Below are 20,356 nucleotides of genomic sequence, written 5' to 3' on the forward strand. Positions count from 1 at the left end.
GCAAGAAAAACTCCCATCGGCATTGACAAAATACACAAAAAAAGGAGAAACTTTAGGAGAATTACACAAACAAAGGGGGACATTAGATGGGAATCATTGAGCAGTTTGTCACGACGATGAACAATTTTTTGTGGGGGCCTCCCCTGTTGATTTTAATTGTTGGTACTGGAATCTACCTCACCTTTCGCATCCTCTTCATTCAAATTAGATTACTTCCTTATTCTTTAAAGCTCGCTTTTTCAAAACAAGACAAAACATCAGAGGGAGATATCTCCCATTTCCAAGCATTAATGACGGCTCTTGCTGCAACTGTCGGTACAGGGAATATCGTCGGTGTTGCCTCAGCTGTCATTGCAGGTGGTCCTGGTGCAGTATTTTGGATGTGGTTTGCTGCATTTTTCGGGATGGCCACCAAGTTTGCAGAAGCAGTTCTTGCTGTGAAATACAGGGTCAAAAACGAAAAAGGCGAAATGTCTGGCGGACCTATGTATTATTTAGAGCATGGCTTAAAACAGAAATGGCTAGGGGTGCTATTTGCTGTTTTCGGTGCCAGTGCTGCCTTTGGGATCGGCAACCTGGTACAGTCTAATTCCATCTCAGGCGTCATGAATTCTACTTTTCAAATTCCAACATGGGTAACAGGTATCATCATTACTGCCTTTACGGCACTCGTGATTTTAGGCGGAATTAAAAGTATCGGCCGAGTGACATCTATTTTTGTACCAGTCATGGCTTTATTTTACGTCATTTGTGGTCTGATCATTCTTGTCATGAATGCTGATCTTGTTCCAGGCGCAGTTGGGCTGATTTTTTCAGATGCCTTTACAGGTCAAGCCGTAGCAGGTGGTGCAATTGGAACTGTCATTCGCTGGGGTGTCGCACGAGGAGTCTTTTCCAATGAAGCTGGTCTTGGATCAGCACCAATTGCTGCTGCAGCTGCGAAAACGGATATGCCTGCCCGTCAAGCGCTCGTCTCTATGACGCAAGTGTTTATTGACACCATCATTGTTTGTTCTATCACTGGCATTACGATTGTCATGGCAGATATGTATTTAACAGAAAAAAGTGATGCGCTGACTTCGTTATCCTTTGCTCACTTCCTCGGTCCAGCTGGCTCAACCATCGTGGCAATCGGGCTGCTCCTATTTGCCTATTCAACCATCATTGGCTGGTCCTATTATGGAGAGAAATGCTTTACATATTTGGCGAAGGATTCGTACGTCATGTATTACCGCATCGTGTTTGTGATAGCTGTCTTTTTCGGTGCCGTGTTTAAGAATGACTTCGTCTGGGGCGTAGCAGATATGCTCAATGGGCTGATGGCCATTCCAAACTTAATTGGCCTCATCGGTTTATCAGGTGTTGTGGTGTTTGAATCCAAACGAATCATTGATAAGATCAAAGAGGAGAAAAAGGAAAAAAACATTTCAGTGTCGTCATAATAGCCCTTTTATTCTTTTGCTTTTCTGTTAAAATAGACATATTATTCGACACATGCAGGAAAGGACGTGCCGCCCTTGTCACAGCAAAAAGCGGCTGAAGTCAATCAGCTGATTGAAGACATTTCGCAAAAGCTCAATATGCTGAATATTGGAGTCATCAAAGCCGAAGACTTCAGTCCAGATAAGTATGAAGATATTGAATTTCTTCACCAAATGGTGATGAAAAAATCTTCATTCAGCCCAAGTGAAATGCAAGCCATTGCAAGCGAACTGAAAAGCTTAAGAAAATAATCGTGCACCTGATACTGAATTGCGGTTGACGCCGCTTTCTTACATCCATGCACAGAAAAAGCCAGCACCTCGCGAGGTGCTGGCTTTGTTTATCCTGTCAAAACTACTTATTTTGCGAGCAGTTTTAATGATTCACGGTTAAATGCTGGAATGTCATCAGGTGTACGGCTTGTGACAAGCTGATCCTGACAAACGACGACTTCTTCATCTTTGAATTTGGCGCCTGCGTTTTCCATATCTACTTGAATGGATGTATAGCCGGTCGCGCCTCTTCCTTCCAGCGTCTTCGCTGTAATAAGCAATTGCGGTCCATGACAGATCGCAAATACTGGTTTTTTCTCGTCCATAAAGGCTTTTGTGAATTGCACGTAGCGATCATCCGCACGCAGAATGTCTGGTGAGAAGCCGCCAGGAATCAGAAGTGCATCGAAGTCTTCTGGTTTCACGTTATCGATAGACGCATCGACTCTTACTTCTGCCTCTCCTTGCTTTCCTTTCACTGTTTTTCCTTTTTCGTTTTCAATTACTGTGATCTCATGGCCTGCGTCTTTAAAGGCTTTTGCAGGCTCGGTGAATTCAACATCCTCAAAGTAATCTGTTAAGACAACTGCAATTTTCTTACCCATGTAGAAACCCTCCTGCTTGATTATCGTTTACACTACACACTATACCCCCACCAATTGAAATCAAACATCCTATCCCTATGAGAAAACCCCCTTTCATAAAAATAAGCATTTAGACTCATTCACATTCCCTTAACAAGGTAATTCGTATGATTTATGTTATCTTTACAATAATCTGCAAAAAATAACTACAAAAGTTAACGAAACATTTCTACAATAGGTATTGTGGTCAAAAAAATTAGAAAGGCGGAGATCAGGTGAAGAAGCAAGCACATAGGTCTAAACGAAGGAAAAACCTGTCTATTCTGCTCACTTCCATTATGTTGATTAGTCTCATTCTCCCAGCAGTACCTACTCATGCAGAAACAGAAAGCGGCAGCGCCGTAAAGGTCAGTATCTTAGCCACAACGGATGTTCATGCGAACATGATGAATTACGATTATTACAGCGACAAAGAAACAAATGAATTCGGTTTGGCAAAAACAGCCGAGCTGATTGACAAGCACCGTTCACAAAATCCTAATACACTCCTTGTTGATAACGGAGACCTGATTCAAGGAACCCCTCTTGGAGAATACGTTTATAAAAATGAAAAAGACAGCATCATCAATCAAACAAAGGTTCACCCCATTATTCATACACTCAACAAATTAAAATATGATGCAGGTACACTCGGCAATCATGAATTTAACTACGGTTTATCTTTTCTTGACGGTACCATTGCGGGCGCCAACTTCCCGATTGTCAATGCGAACGTCAAAAAGTTAAACGGAGAACACCGATTTACTCCTTATGTCATTCAGGATAAAACCTTTAAAGATGCAAACGGAGCCTCCCAAACTGTGAAAGTCGGTTACATAGGATTCGTACCACCACAAATTATGACGTGGGATAAGAAACATTTAGATGGACAAGTTCAAGTGCAAGATATTGTGGAGTCTGCCAATGAAACCATTCCAGAAATGAAAGCAAAAGGCGCAGATGTCATCGTCGCTCTTGCTCATACAGGAATTGAAAAAACAGCTTCACCTAAAGGATCAGAAAATATGATCTTTGACCTTGCCACGAAAACAAAAGGCATTGATGCGATTGTGTCTGGCCACCAGCATGGCACATTCCCAAGCGCTGAATATAGCGGCGTTGACAAATTTGATGTCGCAAAGGGAACCATTAATGGCATTCCTGTCGTCATGTCAAAAAACTGGGGAAGCTACCTCGGGGTCATTGATTTAACGCTAGAACCAGACGGAAGCAACTGGAAAGTCACAGACGGAACAGGCAAAATCGAATCCGTTGCCGGGGTGACATCTCAAAACAGTACAGTGAAAAATGCCATTCAAACAACTCACCAAAACACCCTAGATTACGTCAGAAAGCCAGTTGGAAAAACAGAAGCAGACATTAACAGCTTTTTCGCTCAAGTGATGGATGACCCTTCTATTCAAATCGTGACAGATGCCCAGAAATGGTATGCACAAGAAAAAATGAAAGATACTTCGTACAAAAACTTGCCGATTCTCTCTGCAGGTGCACCATTTAAAGCCGGCGGACGCAATGGTGTGAACTATTATACAAATATCGCAAAAGGTGATTTAGCGATTAAAAACATCGGTGATCTTTACCTTTACGATAACACCGTGCAGATTGTAAAACTAAAAGGCAGTGAAGTAAAAGACTGGCTTGAAATGTCTGCTGGTCAGTTTAACCAAATCAAACCAAATACTTCAAATGAACAGCCTATTTTAAACGAAGAATACCGCTCATATAATTTTGATGTGATCGATGGTGTGACGTACCAAGTAGATGTCACACAGCCTGCTAAATACAGCACAACAGGCACACTTGTTAACGCTAGTGCGAACCGCATCAAAAACTTGTCTTACAACGGAAAACCCGTTTCTGACAATCAAGAATTTTTAGTCGTGACAAACAACTACCGTGCATCTGGCGGCGGAGGGTTCCCGCACCTCACACAAGATAAAGTGGTGCTCGCCTCAGCAGATGAGAACCGCCAAGTGCTGATGGATTATATTATTGAACAAAAAACCATTAACCCAAGCGCAGATCAAAACTGGTCCATTGCACCAGTAAAAGGCGCAACAGTCACCTTTGAATCTTCTCTACTTGCAAAACCGTTCGCAGAGAAATCAAGCAGCGTCGACTTTATTCGGAATGCCAGCACAGACGGACTTGGCGTGTACAAGCTAGCGTTTAAAGATGATGGTACAACAGAACCACCTGCAACAGACAATTGGCATTTAACGGTGATGCATACAAACGATACACATGCACATCTGGATGATGCAGCAAGACGCGCAACCAAGATCAAAGAAGTTCGCGCCCAAAGCGAAAACAATATTTTATTAGACGCTGGAGATGTCTTCTCTGGTGATCTCTATTTCACAAAATGGCAAGGACTTGCCGATCTGAAACTGATGAACTTAATGAAATACGATGCCATGACGTTCGGGAATCATGAATTTGACAAAGGTCCATCTGTCCTTCGTCAATTCCTGACAGGTGATGCATCCAGTGTAGATGCTAAAAACCGTCACCAGTTTGAAAAACCGAACTTCCCGATCGTGTCATCAAACGTGAATGTCTCTAAGGAAAAACAGTTAAGCGATTTAGTGAAAAAACCAGCAACATTTAAAGCTGGTGAGAAAAAAGAAGCTGGCATTTACCCTTACATTCTACTTGACGTAAATGGTGAAAAGGTCGCTGTATTTGGTCTAACCACTGAAGACACAGCGATTACATCCAGCAGTGGTCCCAACATTCAATTTCAAGATGCATACAAAAAAGCAAAAGAAACAGTCAAAACCATTCAAACTAAAGAAAAAATCAATAAAATTATTGCGCTCACACATATTGGCTATAACCGTGATCTAGAACTGGCTCAAAAAGTAGATGGCATTGATCTCATCATTGGTGGTCACACCCACACCCTTGTTGAAAAATTAAAGGTCATCAATAAAAAAGAACCAACGATTGTTGCGCAAGTAAAAGACTACGGACAATTTTTAGGAAAAGTAGACGTGGCCTTTGACAAAAAAGGCGTCGTACAGCCAAAAGAATCTACTTTTGACCTCATCACGATCGACGACTCTGTGAAAGAAGATGCGGACGCAAAAGCGATTCTTGATCAGTACAAGGCAGATATCCAAGATTTAAAAACCGAAAAAGTCGGGACGTCAGATGTCTTTTTAGATGGACAACGTGAACACGTCCGTGCAAAGGAAACGAACCTTGGAAACTTTATTGCAGATGGCATGTTAAAGAAAGCACAAGAATCTGCTGGGGCTGACCTTGCCATTACAAACGGCGGTGGTATTCGAGGCAGCATTGAAAAAGGAGATATCACATTAGGGGATATTTTAACTGTGATGCCTTTTGGAAACACACTATATGTCGCAGATTTAAAAGGCAGTCAAATTAAAAAAGCGCTTGAACAAGGTCTTTCAGGCATTGAAGAAGGCGGAGGCGCATTCCCTCATGTAGCCGGTATTGAATATACGTTTACACTGAGTAAACCAGCTGGCAGCAGACTGATTGATGTCAAATTGAAAGATCAAAAGGGCAATCTGACTGACATTGATGATCAGAAAACATACCGCGTGGCGACTAACGCATTCGTCGGCACAGGCGGTGATGGCTACAGCGTCTTTACAGAAGCGTCTCATGGTGAAGACTTAGGCTATGTTGACTATGAAATCTTCAAAGAACAAATTGAACAGGCAGACGGTCATATTTCTCCAGTCATCGACCATCGAGTGAAAGAAGTATTCCTTCCTCGCTTGAAAGGAAAAGGCGCCTATGACATTCAAGATGATGAGAAATTCCAAACGTATGTGCAGCATACGAACAAAGCATTGCTCTATTTAGACAAAGCAACCGAAGCGAAAAAGGTTCAATTGTCTCTATCAAAAGGACAAGTAGCTGAACTGAAGAAACGAGAGCAAGATCCAAACGTCACCATCTATCATGACAAAGTCGGTCTAGCATTACCGCTCTCCAATTTGTCAGAGCAACAAGCAGATATATCAATGGCAAAAACAAATAAAGTGAAAAACGCATTAACCGACACATACGATTTCCGAATCAAACAAGATCAGAAAAATGTCTCTACCTTTAAAGATCCTGTCACACTGTCCTTTACATTAGATGCGCCTGAAAAAGCGAAAAAACCAGGTGTCTATTATGTCGATCGTGAGAAAAACCGCTATGCCAAAACAAGTAACGGTTCATTCAAAAACGGGATTGTCTCAGGTAAAACGGAGCACTTTAGTGAATACACCGTACTCAATCAAAGTGAAGCTGCTGGAACAGCTCCAGACCAAACTGGCGGAGACGGTGGAACTTCTGCTCCAGGCGGTTCGGATCCAAGTCAGGATGGAAGCAGCATGCCAGGTGGCACACTGCCGAATACGGCAACGATGATGTATACAGCGGTATTGATTGGCTTACTCATGCTCGCCTCAGGCGGTATCCTTTATTACTACCAGCGCAAGCGCACACGAAACAAAGTATCATCTTAATAGAAAAGGACAGAGCATTGGCTCTGTCCTTTCAGATTGAAGACAGAGGGCTAAAATGGACTTTATTTTAGCCCTTTGTCTTCTTTTCAGCATGATAGAAAACCTTTGCAGTCTAGGAAAGTCGAGCACCGGAGCGGAGCGAATTTGACATTCGTGAGCACCGGAGCACAGATTTGACAACGAATGCGAGGGTTTGTCTACACGCTGGGGACAGAGCTTCGGCTCTGTCCTTTTTCCATCTCACTATCAATCTTGGGATAAATACATCCAATGACGGTCATCAAATTCTTTCACATCATCTGACCCTATATGACGCAGCATTCTATTAAAGAACGTGATATCATCTTCATCATCAACGGCATATAAATCCTTTTGAACATATTCTCTCGTAATGAAATTCGTTAAGTTCGTGTTATTCACAAATTCAGCAAAGTACGATTTCACAAGGGTTGAATCTTCTTCACTTAATGTTTCATCACTGATAATTGAAATATGAAATACATTCAAAATCGCTTGAATGTCTTCTTCATCCATATAACATAATGGCTCTAATTTTCTATCTTCTTCCGTAAACGGTTTTCGCGTGTCTTCAATGATGACATAACATAAAATCCTGTGACCTTTCATCACGCTAAAAATTTCTAAATCTCGTAATTTGAGTGGTCTATTCAGTCTGATCATTTTTCCTCCTGAGATGTTGCTCTCGTTATTGTTTAATCCCTTGTTTCCCTACAACCTGAAATAGACAGAGCTTCGGCCCTGTCTACTTCTCTCTTCTAGCAAAATCCACGAATCTGAAACGATCTAGCCGGTGGCGGCTTTCAGTGTATTGGAATAGACTCGTATCCTCCAAGAACACATAATTTTTCACCACCACCACATGATCAAACCCGTTCAAATCAAGATACCTCTCATCTTCTTCAGTACATGGCTCGACCACAAATTCCTTTTGAGCATAACTAATCGAGACCCCAAGTTCTCCTTCAATATACTCGTAGATCGATCCTTCACAAATGTCCTTAGACAAGAACGGCACATGTTTTTGCAAGAAGTAATCTTTGTCTAAAATGACTTCTTCTCCGCTAATATTGCGAGAGCGAATGACTTCCCAAACGTCCTCCTGCCCACTGATTTTCAGCTGAGACTGAATATACTGATCTGGCTTGATTAAACCGAACTCATGAACCGTTGTTACCGTCTTGCGTCCAAGCGTTTGGGAAAGCTCTTTAAAGCTGACAAGACCCGAAACTGGGAACTGCATTTTCTCTCGATTCAGCAATACTGAGCCTTTCCCACGAATTTTTTGGATATAGCCATTTTGCACAAGGATGTTTAATGCCTTTCTCACCGTCTCACGGGATGTGTCATACATGACAGACAGCTCATGTTCTGATGGGAGGATGCCTTTATCCTGCCATTCACCTTGTTCAATTCGTCTAGCGAGCTGATCATAAATCACTCGAAACTTATTCTCTTTCATTTTCCCTCCGCCCCATTTACTAGCGTTTGGTTAAATGATAAACGATTGACTCATATGGGCGCAACGTAAATCCCTTGATATCTGCCGGCACATCCTCATAATTGGACAGCAAGACTTGCCCTTCCATTTCATTGACATCCTTTGCAAGCTCATCTGGAAGTGTAAAGTCCGTCTCGCCTGCATAAAAATGGTTGATCACGAGGATCTTCTCATCTTTGCCTTCTCGGACATATGCAAACACCTTTGGATCATCTGAAAGCAGTAAAGTAAAGCTCCCATAGGTGATTACATCAAGTTCTTTGCGAAGTCTACAAAGGGCTTGATAATGATAAAAAATCGACGTCTCATCTTTTAAGGCAGCTTCTACTGAAATGCCGTTTTGAGCTGGTTCAATCCAAGGCGTACCTTTTGAGAACCCCACATTTTTTTCCGACGTCCATTGCATAGGTGTCCTTGCGTTATCTCTTGATTTGACCTGTAAAATCGCCAAAGCTTCTTCCTTTGTTTTCCCTTTTTCAAGCATGACTTCGTACATATTCAGTGATTCGATATCGCGGTATGACGAAATGTCCTCAAAACGAGGATTCTTCATCCCAATTTCTTCACCTTGATAAATATAAGGAGTGCCTTGCATCAAATGAATGGTGGTCGCCAGCATCTTCGCTGATTGCTGATGGTACGTGCCATCATCACCGTATCTAGACACGATGCGTGGCTGATCATGGTTGCACCAAAATAGTGCGTTCCAGCCGCCGCCCTCATGCATTTTCGTCTGCCATTCTGACAGAATTGATTTCAACTCTAGAAAATCAAATGGCGCAATGGCCCACTTTTCACCGTTAGGATAGTCAACTTTTAAATGATGAAAATTAAACGTCATATCCAGCTCCTGCCGATCAGGTCTTGTATACCGAATGCAGTCTGCAATATTCGTTGAAGACATTTCCCCCACGGTCATGCTATCGTATTTCGAAAACACTTCCTGGTTCATTTCATGCAAGAATTCATGAATTCTCGGCCCATCTGTATAGTACATGCGCCCGTCACCTTGCACTGATTGCCCGGCATCATCTAAAAAGCGTTGATCCTTTGAAATGTTATTGATGACATCCAGTCTGAATCCATCGATCCCTTTTTCAAACCAAAAGTGCATGATGTCATATACTTTCCTGCGCACTTCATCATGTTCCCAATTGAGGTCTGCCTGGGTAACATCATATAAATGAAGATAATAGTCACCTGTCGCTTCATCTAATTCCCACGCTGGCCCGCCAAACTTTGACTGCCAGTCATTCGGAGGAGAGCCGTCCGCTTTCGGCTCCTTCCAAATATAATAGTCTCGATACGGGTTTTCCTTCGACTCTCGGGAGGCTTGAAACCACTCATGGAAAATCGACGTATGGTTCACAGCGAGATCCATGATGACACGAATCCCTCGTTCATGTGCTTCTTTCAGCATGTGCTCAAAATCGGCCATTGTGCCGTACATGTCATGGATTTTTGTATAATCACTAATATCATAACCGTTGTCATGCTGTGGTGACTCATACATAGGAGTCAGCCAAATACAATCCGCCCCTAGCTCTTTAATATAGTCGAGCTTTTTCGTCACACCATTGATATCACCTGTACCAGAGCCTGTTGTGTCTAAAAAGCTCTTCGGATAGATTTGATAGACCACGGCTTTTTTCCACCACGGTTCGTTTGTTTGTTGATTCAATTTCCTTCACCACCACTAGTTAAGTTCTTGTGATACATCCTTCTTCTTAAGTTTTGCATATAAAAGGGTACCAATGAATGGGACGATCAGCACAATCACCATTCCGATGGCAAATGCCCCCCAATATTTCGGAATGATCGAGAAGATTCCTGGAATGCCTCCAACGCCGACTGAACTTGCCAGTACCCCTTGTGAGGCAATAAACATACCAGCTATCCCTGAACTGATCAGGGCAAAAATAAACGGGAATCTATAGCGCAAGTTCACCCCAAACATCGCCGGTTCAGTAATCCCCAAGTAAGCAGAAATACTTGATGTCAGCGAGAGCCCTTTTTGCTTTTCATCTTTTAAGACAAACATCATCGCAAGTGCCGCTGATCCTTGAGCAATATTAGATAGTGCGAGCATTGGCCATAGGAACGTGCCGTGCAGTTTTGAGTTAATCAGCTGAATATCGACCGCTAGGAACGTATGGTGCATGCCTGTAATGACTAACGCTGCATATAATCCGCCATATAAAAGGCCACCAAGTGCTGCGAATTGCTGGAATACAGTGACGAGTCCAGATGTTAATACGTTTCCGATCGCAAATGTAACGGGACCAATGACGATAAATGATAAAAATCCAATGAGTAGTAATGTAATTGGTGCAACAACTAACAACTGAATACTTTCAGGTGTCCGCTTTGTAATAAATAATTCGAGCTTTGCGAGTAAATAGGAAGCGACAAGTATCGGAAGAACCTGCCCTTGGTAACCTACCTTTTGTACTTCAAGTCCAAACAAATTCCAGACAGGAATGTCACCTGTCTTTTCCGCCGCTCCATACCCCCACGCATTCAACAGATCTGGATGTACAAGCATCAGTCCAAGGACCATCCCTAAAAGCGGATTACCTCCAAACCGCTTGACAGCCGACCAGCCGATTAATGCTGGCAAAAAGGTAAAAGCAGTACCTGCAATCAAGTTGATCATATTCGCTAAATCCGCCCATGCCGGATACACATCCACAATGGATTTTTGATCAAAGAAAATATCAGGAGCTGTTAAAATATTATTAATCCCCATCAATAAACCGGCTGTCACGATAGCTGGAAGGATTGGAATGAAGATATCTGCAAGCGTTTTCACCGCACGCTGAAGTGGGTTTAATTTCTGATCAGAGGCACGCTTGACGTCCTCTTTTGTCGCTTCGCCGATTCCCGTCTGTTTGACCATTTCGGCATAAACCCGATTCACCACTCCTTGACCAATGACCACTTGGTATTGGCCATTCGCTGAGAAAGATCCCTTCACTTCATCAATTTGTTCTAGTGCTTTCTCATCCACCTTACCTTCATCTTTTAGCACAAAACGAAGTCTTGTCACACAATGTGTGGCTTGATCAATGTTTTCTTTGCCGCCAATGGCTTTCACAATCTGATCTGCCGCTGCCTGATAATCAGCCATGCTATCCCCTCCGAGATCGTTTTTTTATAAGAAAAAAGAATCAAAACTTGTATATACATGTTCACTTCATATTTTATATTTGTATATACATGTAGTCAATAAGAAAATGTAGCGCTTTCATAAAAAAAGCTCCCTCAATGTGCTCAAAGAGGCAGCGTGTCATCATCTTTTTTTATGCTCCGTTAGTTTTTCGTAGACCCTATTCTTATAAAAGGAGGAGGCTGGTCGAGCAAACGTTTGGCGCTTGGATGTGAGTTCATCAAGGCGTTTTTGTTTTTCCTCACATACGAGAGAGAGTTTTTTTCTTTCTTCTCCATCTATACTCGTTTTCAGTAACTCTTTGACCGTCATTAGTTCTTTTTTCAAAGCTGTTTCTTCCCCTGCAAAGCCAGCATTTTTCATGATTCGATAGCCCATCCTCAGTTCTTCAGGTACATGAGCAGCATCATCCTTTGGCAGAGGTTTCCCAAAACCTGCTAGTCCTTCAAAAGCTCCATGGTCCATCGCCTTTTTGATCCGTTCTTCTGACAATCTCTGCGCAAAATCCATGACACGTCTCCTTTCAGATCGTCTGATATTTTGGTTAAGCATAGCAAAAAAGCTGACTCTCTCACAAGAGCCAGCTTTCTCGTTATTTTTTGTCGATTTTAAAAGTAGATACCATTTGTGCCAAGTCCTCTGACATGTCAGAGAGCTGTTCAATCGCACTTGAAATTTGCTGCATGCCAGCACTTTGCTGTTCTGTTGCTGCCGCTACTTCTTGAGAGCTTGCCGCATGTTCTTCTGACACGACCGAAATTTGTTCAATCGATGTAGAAATTGTTTGATAAGCTCGTTCTACCTGCTGAATAGATTGAAGCAAATTGTTCGTTCTGCTTGCAAATTGAGACACTCCATCATAAATACCAGCGAAGTTCTGCGAGGTGCCTTTCATTTGCTCACGGCCTTCTTCCACTGCTTTACTGCTTTCCTCCACGCTTTCAAGGACACGCTGACTATTTTCCTGTGTGCCAATGACTAAGTCTGAGACCGTTTTAGCTGCATCAGCTGACTGTTCAGCTAACTTACGGACTTCATCAGCCACAACAGCAAATCCTTTTCCTTCTTCTCCTACACGTGCTGCTTCAATAGAAGCATTCAGTGCAAGCAGATTCGTTTGCGCTGAAATGTCCGTAATAATGGAGATGACACTTTCAATTTCTGTTGAATGTGATTGCAATTCTTCTGCCGCTTGCTTGGAGCTTGTCATCATGTCGTGTAACATGTTGAGATGTTCAAGCACATGCTGCACCAATTTTTGACCAGATTCTGACTGCTCTTGTACTTTTGATGAAACAGATTTCATTTCATCCACTTCTTTTGTCACGCCTTCGATTTGAGTATCGATTTCCGCAACAGATGTTGTGCAGTCTGTAATGTTTGCGACTGAATCATTGATTCCTTCACTCATATTCGTCATCGCTTCTGACACTTGTTGTGCACTTTGACTAGATTCCGTTGTCACTGTGCGAAGCTGTGAAGACATTTTCGACACTTCACTTGATGAGTTTGAGATCTGTCCAATAAGCTCTTTGATCCGTCCCTGCATTTTCTGGAAGGAAGCCGCTAATTGACCGATCTCATCTTGACTTTGAACTTCTACCATGCCAGTTAAATCACCATCTGCAATTCGATCCGCTGATTCCATTAATGAGCGTGCTGGTTTTGCAATTCTTCTTCCCATGAAGAATGAGAAGAGTAATCCGCCGATGAGCACAATCGCAGATGCTACTGTAATATAAATTGTCAGCTTTTTCGTTGTTGCTGGAACAACAGACGCATCTAAGTCAATTCCTAAAATCCCCGTGAGTTCACCGCCTGAATCTTTAATTGGTAAAAAGACGGATTTATGAGTCCCATACGAATCAACGTAAATATCACTTTTGACCATTTTATCTTCAGAAAGAGCTTGTTTCATTTCATCTGAAAAGACATAATCTTGATCAAAATCATTGTCTTCCCCTGTTAGTACGATGATTCTTTCTTTGCCGCCCTTATTTGATAACACGTATAAGTTCTCAAGCGTATGATCTTTTTGTAGCTCTGTGAATTTCTTTTTGATCTCCACATAAATGGGATCATCCTTCCCGCTAATACTAAGGACATTTCCATCAATATTATCGATTTCTTTTTTCGCTGTATCAATATCTGTTGTTAATCGATAATCAAATTGCTTTAATAATTGGGAAGATAAATCCTGGCTAACTAAATAAAATGTTAGAACGAATAATGCAACGGTTGCGAGTAATGTTACGACAACGACTGACATGATTTTGGAGGATATCGTAAGTCCTCCAAACTTCCTTTGTTTCGCCATTTTTTTCTACATCTCCACTCTCAATTTTAATTTAAGCCTCTACACTTTCAAATTGTCCACAAACAGATGCAATGACATCTTTTAAATAAGATACGATATGAGGGATATGCTCCGGTAACGTATAAGGTGAAATCACAAAAAATTTACTCACACTTAGATAGAATTCTTGACCTTCTTTGGCATTGACTTGTAAAAACTTCGTTGTATCGCCAAAGAACATTTCGTCTCTTTTCTCTCCAAGCTTTTCAAAGAGGATTTTGTTCAAATCATTGTTGCGCTCAATTTCCATAGCAGTTGCTTCTCCAGATATTTCTTCCTTAAAACGAGGAGAGCCGTCTAGGTAAATTCTAAACAATGTAGCCATTCCGACATTGTCATCATTGACGACTTCTGCTTGTGGAATTTCCTGACGAAGTGCTTCTCTAAATGCAAGGTTCACCTCTAAAAATTGACCGAGCAAGCGCTGGTATCCTTCAATTCCAAACGTTAGCAGCACACTTAGCATGCTGATGGAGCTTCCCATTCTTGAGCATTCAAGCGTATAACCGGTATGGTATTCCCCGTATCCTCTATGTCCAACATATGGTGTTTCTTGTTCTTCTAGATCCAAGCGCTTTAAGTCAGCAGCGTTTTTCACTAAGAATAAACTAGATGTGTACGGTGTTTGTCCGAGTTTTTGAAAGTCAAAACACATCGTGTCAGCAAGAGAAAGATGCTGGAATTTCGCTTTGATTTCTTTTAGCATACGAAGAACACCGTCTGAGAATTGCAGCGGGTTTTCAGATACATCATACTCATTAAAGAAAGCAAAGAATCCACCAAGCGCCGAATCTGCATGAATATGCGGCACCTTGAGACCATACTTCTCAGCAATGGCTTCTGCCGTTTCACGCACCCCTTTTACATCATCAATTGCAATGGCATCTGTTGTTCCGGTTGTTGCCACAATATAAACGGGAATTCCGCCATTTTGGGCAACACGTTCCATTTGACAACGCAAATCTTCCATATCCATCGAATGATCTTTATTCGTCTTAATTCTGATTAAGTTGTCTGTGCCAATCCCTGTTGCTTCCATTGACTTAAATAAGCTGTAATGTGCTGCATCAGAACAAAACGCATAAAGATTTTGCGGGACGCCTTTTCGTAATGACTCCGGTGCAACTTTCGCAATCGCTAAACGAAGCCCCGAGAAAATAGCCCCTTGACCTCCCCATGTTGTGTAGCCCCCGCTCACATTTGGATCATATCCGATGAGCTTAGACATCATTGAGACCACTCTGACCTCAGCTTCCGCGCCTGCTGGTCCATACACATCCCAAAGGTTGTTTCCGTTAACCAGCATAGCCGTCAGCATGCCTAGAATTCCTGGTGTACTTGCCATTGGCAAAATGTTCGTGAAGAAATACTTCGTGTGGTATGGATGATTATGTAAAAGCTTCAGTAATTCTTCATTCACAAGTTCCGCTTGTTGTCCGTTCATCGGAATTTGACTTGTTTCAGTGAGCTTTTTGTAAAAGTCCTCCTCGCGATTCTTTTCACCTTTTAGGTGAGCACGGTTCGGATCCTTCAGGTCATCGACCCCTGAAATGATCTGTTCCATTAATTTAATGAGTTCTTTCCGCTCTTCTGCATTTCCGTCCTCACTCGGAAACCAGTTCTGAACGAGGTTCTGTGCTCGTACAGTCATATACTATCAATCCTTTCAATGGAAGATTTCCTGTCACTGTCTATATCGACCCCGTTTCAAAAGTTTATAGTGTCGAACTGTTCACTTAAGTATATTTAGATAATTTGTTCACCCGTCAAAAAGAATAAAACCCTTACAATACACATCAAAACCATTATGTTTGTGAAACAACAATATATATCAATATACTTTCTTGAAGGAATTATTATCCAGACAATTCAGCGGTTTATTCATTCATTTTTTTTACTTAACCTGCATAAACATTAATAAACACTGGAAATCCGCCTAAATACACCATTGTAGAAATCAAATTAATTCTTTAGACTTGTGTCTTTTTACCTGTTTTATTGATATAACAACAGGAAAAATACAGAATTTTCTGTCATTATTAGGATGAATTTCACAAAAAGTTTTTCGGAGATCGAATATTTTCGATGTCTTCACAACTCTAGCTCGGACAGGCTGCCTTAGGTGCTCACCGGTTATGACTTTTCTATTTGTGCATTTCATGGTATATTCTAATGGTTCGTTTTCTTTCGTTCCGCCTCTTCCGTTTAACGGAGAAAAGGAGTGTTTAAATGAAAACATTTATTCAAAAAAGGGGCCTCGGCTTCTTTGTGATTGCAGCCATCTTGTTATGGCTCAAGACGTATACAGCTTATTTAATCGAATTTAAACTTGGTATATCAAATGTGCTTCAGCATATTTTGCTTTTTGTGAATCCTATTAGCTCCAGCTTGTTCTTTCTTGGCTTTGCTTTATTGTTCAAGAAAAAATGGCAGCCTGCCGCTATCATTGTGATTCACTTTTTCATGTCTTTTTTACTTTACGCAAACATCGTGTACTATCGATTCTTCAATGACTTTATCACGCTGCCTACAGTGATGCAGGCAGGAACGAATGGCGGACAATTAGGTGATAGTGCATTTTCACTCATGCGTTGGACTGATATGTTTTACTTTCTCGATACCATCATCTTGATCGTACTCGCAGTCCGCATGAAAAGACAGCAGCAAACAAGTACAGCGACTGTACCTGTTCAAAAAACAAAATCGTTTAGACTCGTTCTTGTGTCCTCTGTTCTGATCTTTGTTGTCAACTTAATCGCAGCAGAAATTGATCGCCCAGAGCTTTTATCAAGATCGTTCGACCGCAATTATTTAGTCAAATACTTGGGTGCTTATAATTTTACGGTGTTTGATGCCATTCAAAATGTGAAATCAAACAGCCAGCGTGCCCTGGCAAATTCAAGTGACGTAACAGATGTAGAGAATTATCTAAAGGCGAACAGCGCTGATCCAAACCCGGCTTATTACGGGAAAGCGAAAGGCATGAACGTCATTACGATTTCTCTTGAATCACTGCAAAACTTTGTCATTGATTACAAAGTGAATGGAAAAGAGGTCACTCCTTTCCTCAATTCATTAGCCCATGACAACAAAACGTTTTATTTTGATAACTTCTTCCATCAAACAGGACAAGGAAAGACATCTGATGCGGAATTTATGATGGATACGGGGCTTTTCCCATTATCACAAGGCTCTGTGTTTATTAACAAAGCTCAAAACACATATCAGGCGCTTCCTGGCATTTTGAAAAAGGACCAATACACGTCCGCTGAATTCCACGGGAATACGAAAACGTTCTGGAACCGAAATGAAATGTTTAAGTCCTTTGGGTATGACAGATTTTACGATTCTGAGTACTACGATATGAATGAACAAGATACGAAGAACTATGGATTGAAAGACAAACCGTTCTTCAAAGAATCCATGCCAATGCTTGAAAATCTAAAACAGCCGTTTTATTCGAAATTCATTACGCTGTCAAACCACTTCCCATTTGGTATGGATGAAGGTGATACCGATTTTGAACCTGGCGACTTCGGAGACTCCGTCGTTGATAACTACTTCCAATCTGCTCATTATTTAGATGAAGCCATTGAACAGTTCTTTAATGACTTGAAGAAATCCGGTCTCTATGACAATACCGTCGTCATTATGTACGGTGACCACTACGGCATTTCAGAAAACCATAATGAAGCGATGGAAAAAGTGACTGGCGAAAAAATTGGAGATTATGAAAATGCCCAGCTTATGCGTGTGCCGCTCTTTATCCATGTGCCAGGCGTAAAAGGCGGACAGATTCATAAATACTCTGGTGAAGTGGATGTTGCGCCTACCCTTCTCCACCTGCTCGGAGATGATACAAAGAACTATTTAATGTCTGGTTCTGATATCTTATCGAAGAACTTTAAAGAGCTTGTGCCATTTAGAAATGGAGACTTCGTGTCTAAGGACTACACGAAAGTAGGCAACAATTATTACAGCAACAAAACAGGTGAAAAAATCGAGCCGACTGAAAAGGCATCACAAGAAAACGAAACGGTGAAAAAGATGCTAGAGACATCTGATAAGATTGTCACGGAAGATTTACTCCGTTTCTACAAACCTAAAGGCTTTACACCAATTGAGCGAAATGATTATGACTACACAAAGAAAGTACAGGATGAAAAAGATTCCTCTTCCGCCAAAGATGAATCCAGCTCGTCTTCCAAATAACTTTCTCATTTAAGGCCCCAGCCGATCCAAGATCAGCTGGGGCTTTTTACGTTTGATCCGCATGACACCGGGTATAGGTGAAGAAGGAGGGATTATTGATCATGAAAAAAACAGCAGCATTTCTCGTGACCGCTTCACTCGCTTCTTCCACCTTATTTGCTTTCAGCCCGGCGATTTCAGCGCACGCCCTGACCCAAACGCAGGCAGAACAATCCATTCCTCAAGGGCCGAAAGCAGCGCTAAACAGCATTTATCAGCTAGCACATCAAGGACAAATGCCATACTATGCAGAAGGACTCAAAATAGGGGTTCAAACAAAAAAAGACGTTCGGCATAAACTAGGACAGCCTTATCCAGAAACCGGTCAAAGCGGCTTTGATTTGTATCATGCTGAGATGGGCAACCCTGGATTTGCTTTTCACTATGACAAAAAAGGCAAGATTAACGAAATCCGTTATTTTGGAACAAATGTAGAAAAAGAAACGAATATCGGAGGAATGACTCCTTCCCTATTAAAGAAACAGCTTGGATCAGCAGATTCAGTCAGCACCATCCCGCAAACAAAAGAGAAAAAATACGTTTATCAGACCGGTGATTATGAGCTCGAATTTATCGTCGGACATGATCCAGATATCAGTCAGCACGAGCTGACTGTGGTGCATATTAACCTCATCAAAGCCGGTTCCTAAATAAAAAGCATCCTGAATTTTTGCTCAGGATGCTTTTCTTTATTATGATGCCACTTCTAAATGCGGCTTTCTTTTCAGTTTTCGCTTAAGGATTGGACCTGCTACATAATCAAGACCAAATTTTCCGGCATTTCCTTTCGCTGCTATGATAAAGACGGCGATCAGAAGAAGAAGCGGGTTAACAGAGACGGTTCCAGCTAGTAAGAAAGAGACATTCATCACGCTTCCAAAAAAGGCTGCCGTTGTTGTAAACAATCCGACAATTAGTCCTAGACCAACTAAGATTTCTCCCCACATGACCATGGCACTGAAGAGTCCGGCATTTGGCAACGCGACATTTTCTAAGAACCAGACATAGAACGGATAAACAAGATGTCCATCTTTCACAACAGGTTCGGCTATGGCAAATTGCAAATATCCTGATGCATCGAATCCGCCTGTTAGTTTTCCAATACCAGATGTCAGCCAAGTCCATCCGATATAAAGTCTCGCTGCCAAAAGGATAACCGCTGCCCATACATTCGTTTGTAAGAATTTTGTAAACATGATGATGCCTCCTTTTAAATTATGTGAAATACTTCACATTTTCTTTATGATCTTATTATACTATGTAAATATCATTTGTGATCCTTTTCACATGTATATTCACAAATTGTTCATGAATATCTAGTCGAGGTAAACTTTTCCCTTGCTATTTCCGTCTAAGTTATTTCAGACAGTAAAAAGGGGTTACATTTTGTATGAAAACATTATTTCATTTTGCTTATTTACAGGCCATCTCTTGTCTATTTCCTGTCATGATCTTTACGGCGCTTGCCCTATCAAAGGTCGTGTCTATTCCTTTTCTTCATCGATATGATTTTATTCTTCTGCTTTGCCTCATGGCACAGCTTCTCATGCTGATGCTGCGGCTTGAGACACTGACAGAGTTGAAGGTTATTTGTCTCTTTCATGTGATTGGAATAGGCTTAGAAATCTACAAAGTACATATGGGTTCATGGTCCTATCCTGAAGAAGCTTATACGAAAATTTTTGGGGTTCCGCTCTATAGCGGCTTTATGTATGCGAGTGTGGCAAGCTATATTTATCAGGCACTGACTCGGCTTCGCGTGAAGGTGAATGCGTGGCCTCACCCGTTTCTTTCAGTGGGGATCAGTTTATGTATTTATCTCAATTTCTTTACTCATCACTGGATTTATGATCTACGCTGGTGGCTGACATTACTCCTAGTGGTTGTGTTTCGAAAAACAACCGTTTCCTTTCAGGTCGGTTCATCGATCTTTCGTATGCCGCTTGTTATCTCGTTTTTACTGATTGGCTTTTTTATTTGGGTGGCCGAAAATGTCACGACCTTTTTAGGAGCATGGCAATATCCAAATCAGCAGCATGCTTGGTCTCTCGTCCATCTTGGTAAAATCAGTTCATGGTTTTTACTTGTTGTCATCAGCATTGTACTGGTGATCGAACAGCGAAAACAAAAAAACGTTCAGCCCATTTGATCTGGCTGAACGCTTTTT

The 20,356-nt window shown here is 41.6% G+C and carries 15 protein-coding genes; 6 read left to right on the top strand and 9 right to left on the bottom strand.

The annotated features are described in order from the left end of the window. Positions 1 to 86: 86 nt before the first annotated feature. Together FBF75_RS18345 and FBF75_RS18350 are read left to right on the top strand one after the other, a co-directional pair. Positions 87 to 1,442: an alanine/glycine:cation symporter family protein gene (locus tag FBF75_RS18345; protein ID WP_076822848.1), complete on the top strand. Its 1,356-nt coding sequence runs from the start codon at positions 87 to 89 to the stop codon at positions 1,440 to 1,442. 75 nt (positions 1,443 to 1,517) lie between these two features. Then, positions 1,518 to 1,733: a DUF1128 domain-containing protein gene (locus FBF75_RS18350; protein WP_008341757.1), complete on the top strand. Its 216-nt coding sequence runs from the start codon at positions 1,518 to 1,520 to the stop codon at positions 1,731 to 1,733. A gap of 107 nt (positions 1,734 to 1,840) precedes the next feature. On the opposite strand, the gene FBF75_RS18355 is transcribed toward FBF75_RS18350, so the two are convergent. After that, positions 1,841 to 2,359 (bottom strand): type 1 glutamine amidotransferase domain-containing protein, encoded by a 519-nt coding sequence (locus FBF75_RS18355; protein WP_007496591.1) that lies wholly within the window; start codon positions 2,357 to 2,359, stop codon positions 1,841 to 1,843. A 254-nt stretch (positions 2,360 to 2,613) separates the two neighbouring features. Between FBF75_RS18355 and FBF75_RS18360 the strand changes: the two genes are divergently transcribed. Beyond that, complete coding sequence (locus FBF75_RS18360; RefSeq protein WP_099496388.1) at positions 2,614 to 6,894, top strand: multifunctional 2',3'-cyclic-nucleotide 2'-phosphodiesterase/3'-nucleotidase/5'-nucleotidase; 4,281 nt, start codon at positions 2,614 to 2,616, stop codon at positions 6,892 to 6,894. 246 nt (positions 6,895 to 7,140) lie between these two features. Here the strand turns inward: FBF75_RS18360 and FBF75_RS18365 are convergent, their stop codons facing one another. The 7 genes from FBF75_RS18365 to FBF75_RS18395 form a co-directional block, all read right to left on the bottom strand. Continuing rightward, a complete protein-coding gene (locus FBF75_RS18365; RefSeq protein ID WP_017358788.1) occupies positions 7,141 to 7,575 on the bottom strand; it encodes a hypothetical protein in 435 nt (144 codons plus the stop codon). Positions 7,576 to 7,657: 82 nt separating this feature from the next. Next, positions 7,658 to 8,374 carry a trehalose operon repressor gene (gene treR, locus FBF75_RS18370; protein ID WP_017358787.1) on the bottom strand — a complete coding sequence of 239 codons (717 nt, stop codon included), beginning with the start codon at positions 8,372 to 8,374 and terminating at the stop codon, positions 7,658 to 7,660. A 19-nt stretch (positions 8,375 to 8,393) separates the two neighbouring features. Next, the gene (gene treC / locus FBF75_RS18375; protein ID WP_017358786.1) at positions 8,394 to 10,094 is read right to left on the bottom strand and encodes an alpha,alpha-phosphotrehalase; all 1,701 of its coding nucleotides are present in this window, start codon (positions 10,092 to 10,094) and stop codon (positions 8,394 to 8,396) included. A gap of 15 nt (positions 10,095 to 10,109) precedes the next feature. Further along, a complete protein-coding gene (gene treP, locus FBF75_RS18380) occupies positions 10,110 to 11,543 on the bottom strand; it encodes a PTS system trehalose-specific EIIBC component (RefSeq protein ID WP_017358785.1) in 1,434 nt (477 codons plus the stop codon). 162 nt (positions 11,544 to 11,705) lie between these two features. Next, positions 11,706 to 12,092 (bottom strand): DnaJ family domain-containing protein, encoded by a 387-nt coding sequence (locus FBF75_RS18385; protein WP_008341761.1) that lies wholly within the window; start codon positions 12,090 to 12,092, stop codon positions 11,706 to 11,708. An 82-nt stretch (positions 12,093 to 12,174) separates the two neighbouring features. Then, positions 12,175 to 13,899: a methyl-accepting chemotaxis protein gene (locus FBF75_RS18390; protein WP_025206923.1), complete on the bottom strand. Its 1,725-nt coding sequence runs from the start codon at positions 13,897 to 13,899 to the stop codon at positions 12,175 to 12,177. A gap of 31 nt (positions 13,900 to 13,930) precedes the next feature. After that, entirely contained in the window at positions 13,931 to 15,589 is a 1,659-nt protein-coding gene (locus FBF75_RS18395; protein WP_007496575.1) for a pyridoxal phosphate-dependent decarboxylase family protein, read from the bottom strand. 578 nt (positions 15,590 to 16,167) lie between these two features. Between FBF75_RS18395 and ltaS the strand changes: the two genes are divergently transcribed. Both ltaS and FBF75_RS18405 read left to right on the top strand, forming a co-directional pair. After that, positions 16,168 to 18,150: a lipoteichoic acid synthase gene (gene ltaS / locus FBF75_RS18400; RefSeq protein ID WP_017358781.1), complete on the top strand. Its 1,983-nt coding sequence runs from the start codon at positions 16,168 to 16,170 to the stop codon at positions 18,148 to 18,150. 101 nt (positions 18,151 to 18,251) lie between these two features. Continuing rightward, positions 18,252 to 18,839: a YjgB family protein gene (locus FBF75_RS18405; RefSeq protein ID WP_136945057.1), complete on the top strand. Its 588-nt coding sequence runs from the start codon at positions 18,252 to 18,254 to the stop codon at positions 18,837 to 18,839. Between the two features lie 42 nt (positions 18,840 to 18,881). On the opposite strand, the gene FBF75_RS18410 is transcribed toward FBF75_RS18405, so the two are convergent. Further along, positions 18,882 to 19,385 (bottom strand): DoxX family protein, encoded by a 504-nt coding sequence (locus tag FBF75_RS18410; RefSeq protein ID WP_079919177.1) that lies wholly within the window; start codon positions 19,383 to 19,385, stop codon positions 18,882 to 18,884. A gap of 194 nt (positions 19,386 to 19,579) precedes the next feature. Here FBF75_RS18410 and FBF75_RS18415 point away from each other — a divergent pair, with 194 nt between their 5' ends. Further along, entirely contained in the window at positions 19,580 to 20,338 is a 759-nt protein-coding gene (locus tag FBF75_RS18415; protein ID WP_017366813.1) for a DUF817 domain-containing protein, read from the top strand. Positions 20,339 to 20,356: the final 18 nt, after the last annotated feature.

Source organism: Bacillus sp. S2(2019) (assembly GCF_005144805.1).
Lineage (GTDB): Bacteria > Bacillota > Bacilli > Bacillales > Bacillaceae > Bacillus > Bacillus altitudinis.

What these genes read in the sequence shown, in the direction of transcription:
- FBF75_RS18405 (WP_136945057.1), top strand. Translation starts at nt 18,252, where the DNA reads ATGAAAAAAACAGCAGCATTTCTCGTGACCGCTTCACTCGCTTCTTCC.
- FBF75_RS18390 (WP_025206923.1), bottom strand. Translation starts at nt 13,899, where the DNA reads ATGGCGAAACAAAGGAAGTTTGGAGGACTTACGATATCCTCCAAAATC.
- treP (WP_017358785.1), bottom strand. Translation starts at nt 11,543, where the DNA reads ATGGCTGATTATCAGGCAGCGGCAGATCAGATTGTGAAAGCCATTGGC.
- FBF75_RS18410 (WP_079919177.1), bottom strand. Translation starts at nt 19,385, where the DNA reads ATGTTTACAAAATTCTTACAAACGAATGTATGGGCAGCGGTTATCCTT.
- FBF75_RS18415 (WP_017366813.1), top strand. Translation starts at nt 19,580, where the DNA reads ATGAAAACATTATTTCATTTTGCTTATTTACAGGCCATCTCTTGTCTA.
- FBF75_RS18385 (WP_008341761.1), bottom strand. Translation starts at nt 12,092, where the DNA reads ATGGATTTTGCGCAGAGATTGTCAGAAGAACGGATCAAAAAGGCGATG.
- ltaS (WP_017358781.1), top strand. Translation starts at nt 16,168, where the DNA reads ATGAAAACATTTATTCAAAAAAGGGGCCTCGGCTTCTTTGTGATTGCA.
- FBF75_RS18395 (WP_007496575.1), bottom strand. Translation starts at nt 15,589, where the DNA reads ATGACTGTACGAGCACAGAACCTCGTTCAGAACTGGTTTCCGAGTGAG.
- FBF75_RS18345 (WP_076822848.1), top strand. Translation starts at nt 87, where the DNA reads ATGGGAATCATTGAGCAGTTTGTCACGACGATGAACAATTTTTTGTGG.
- treR (WP_017358787.1), bottom strand. Translation starts at nt 8,374, where the DNA reads ATGAAAGAGAATAAGTTTCGAGTGATTTATGATCAGCTCGCTAGACGA.
- FBF75_RS18355 (WP_007496591.1), bottom strand. Translation starts at nt 2,359, where the DNA reads ATGGGTAAGAAAATTGCAGTTGTCTTAACAGATTACTTTGAGGATGTT.
- FBF75_RS18365 (WP_017358788.1), bottom strand. Translation starts at nt 7,575, where the DNA reads ATGATCAGACTGAATAGACCACTCAAATTACGAGATTTAGAAATTTTT.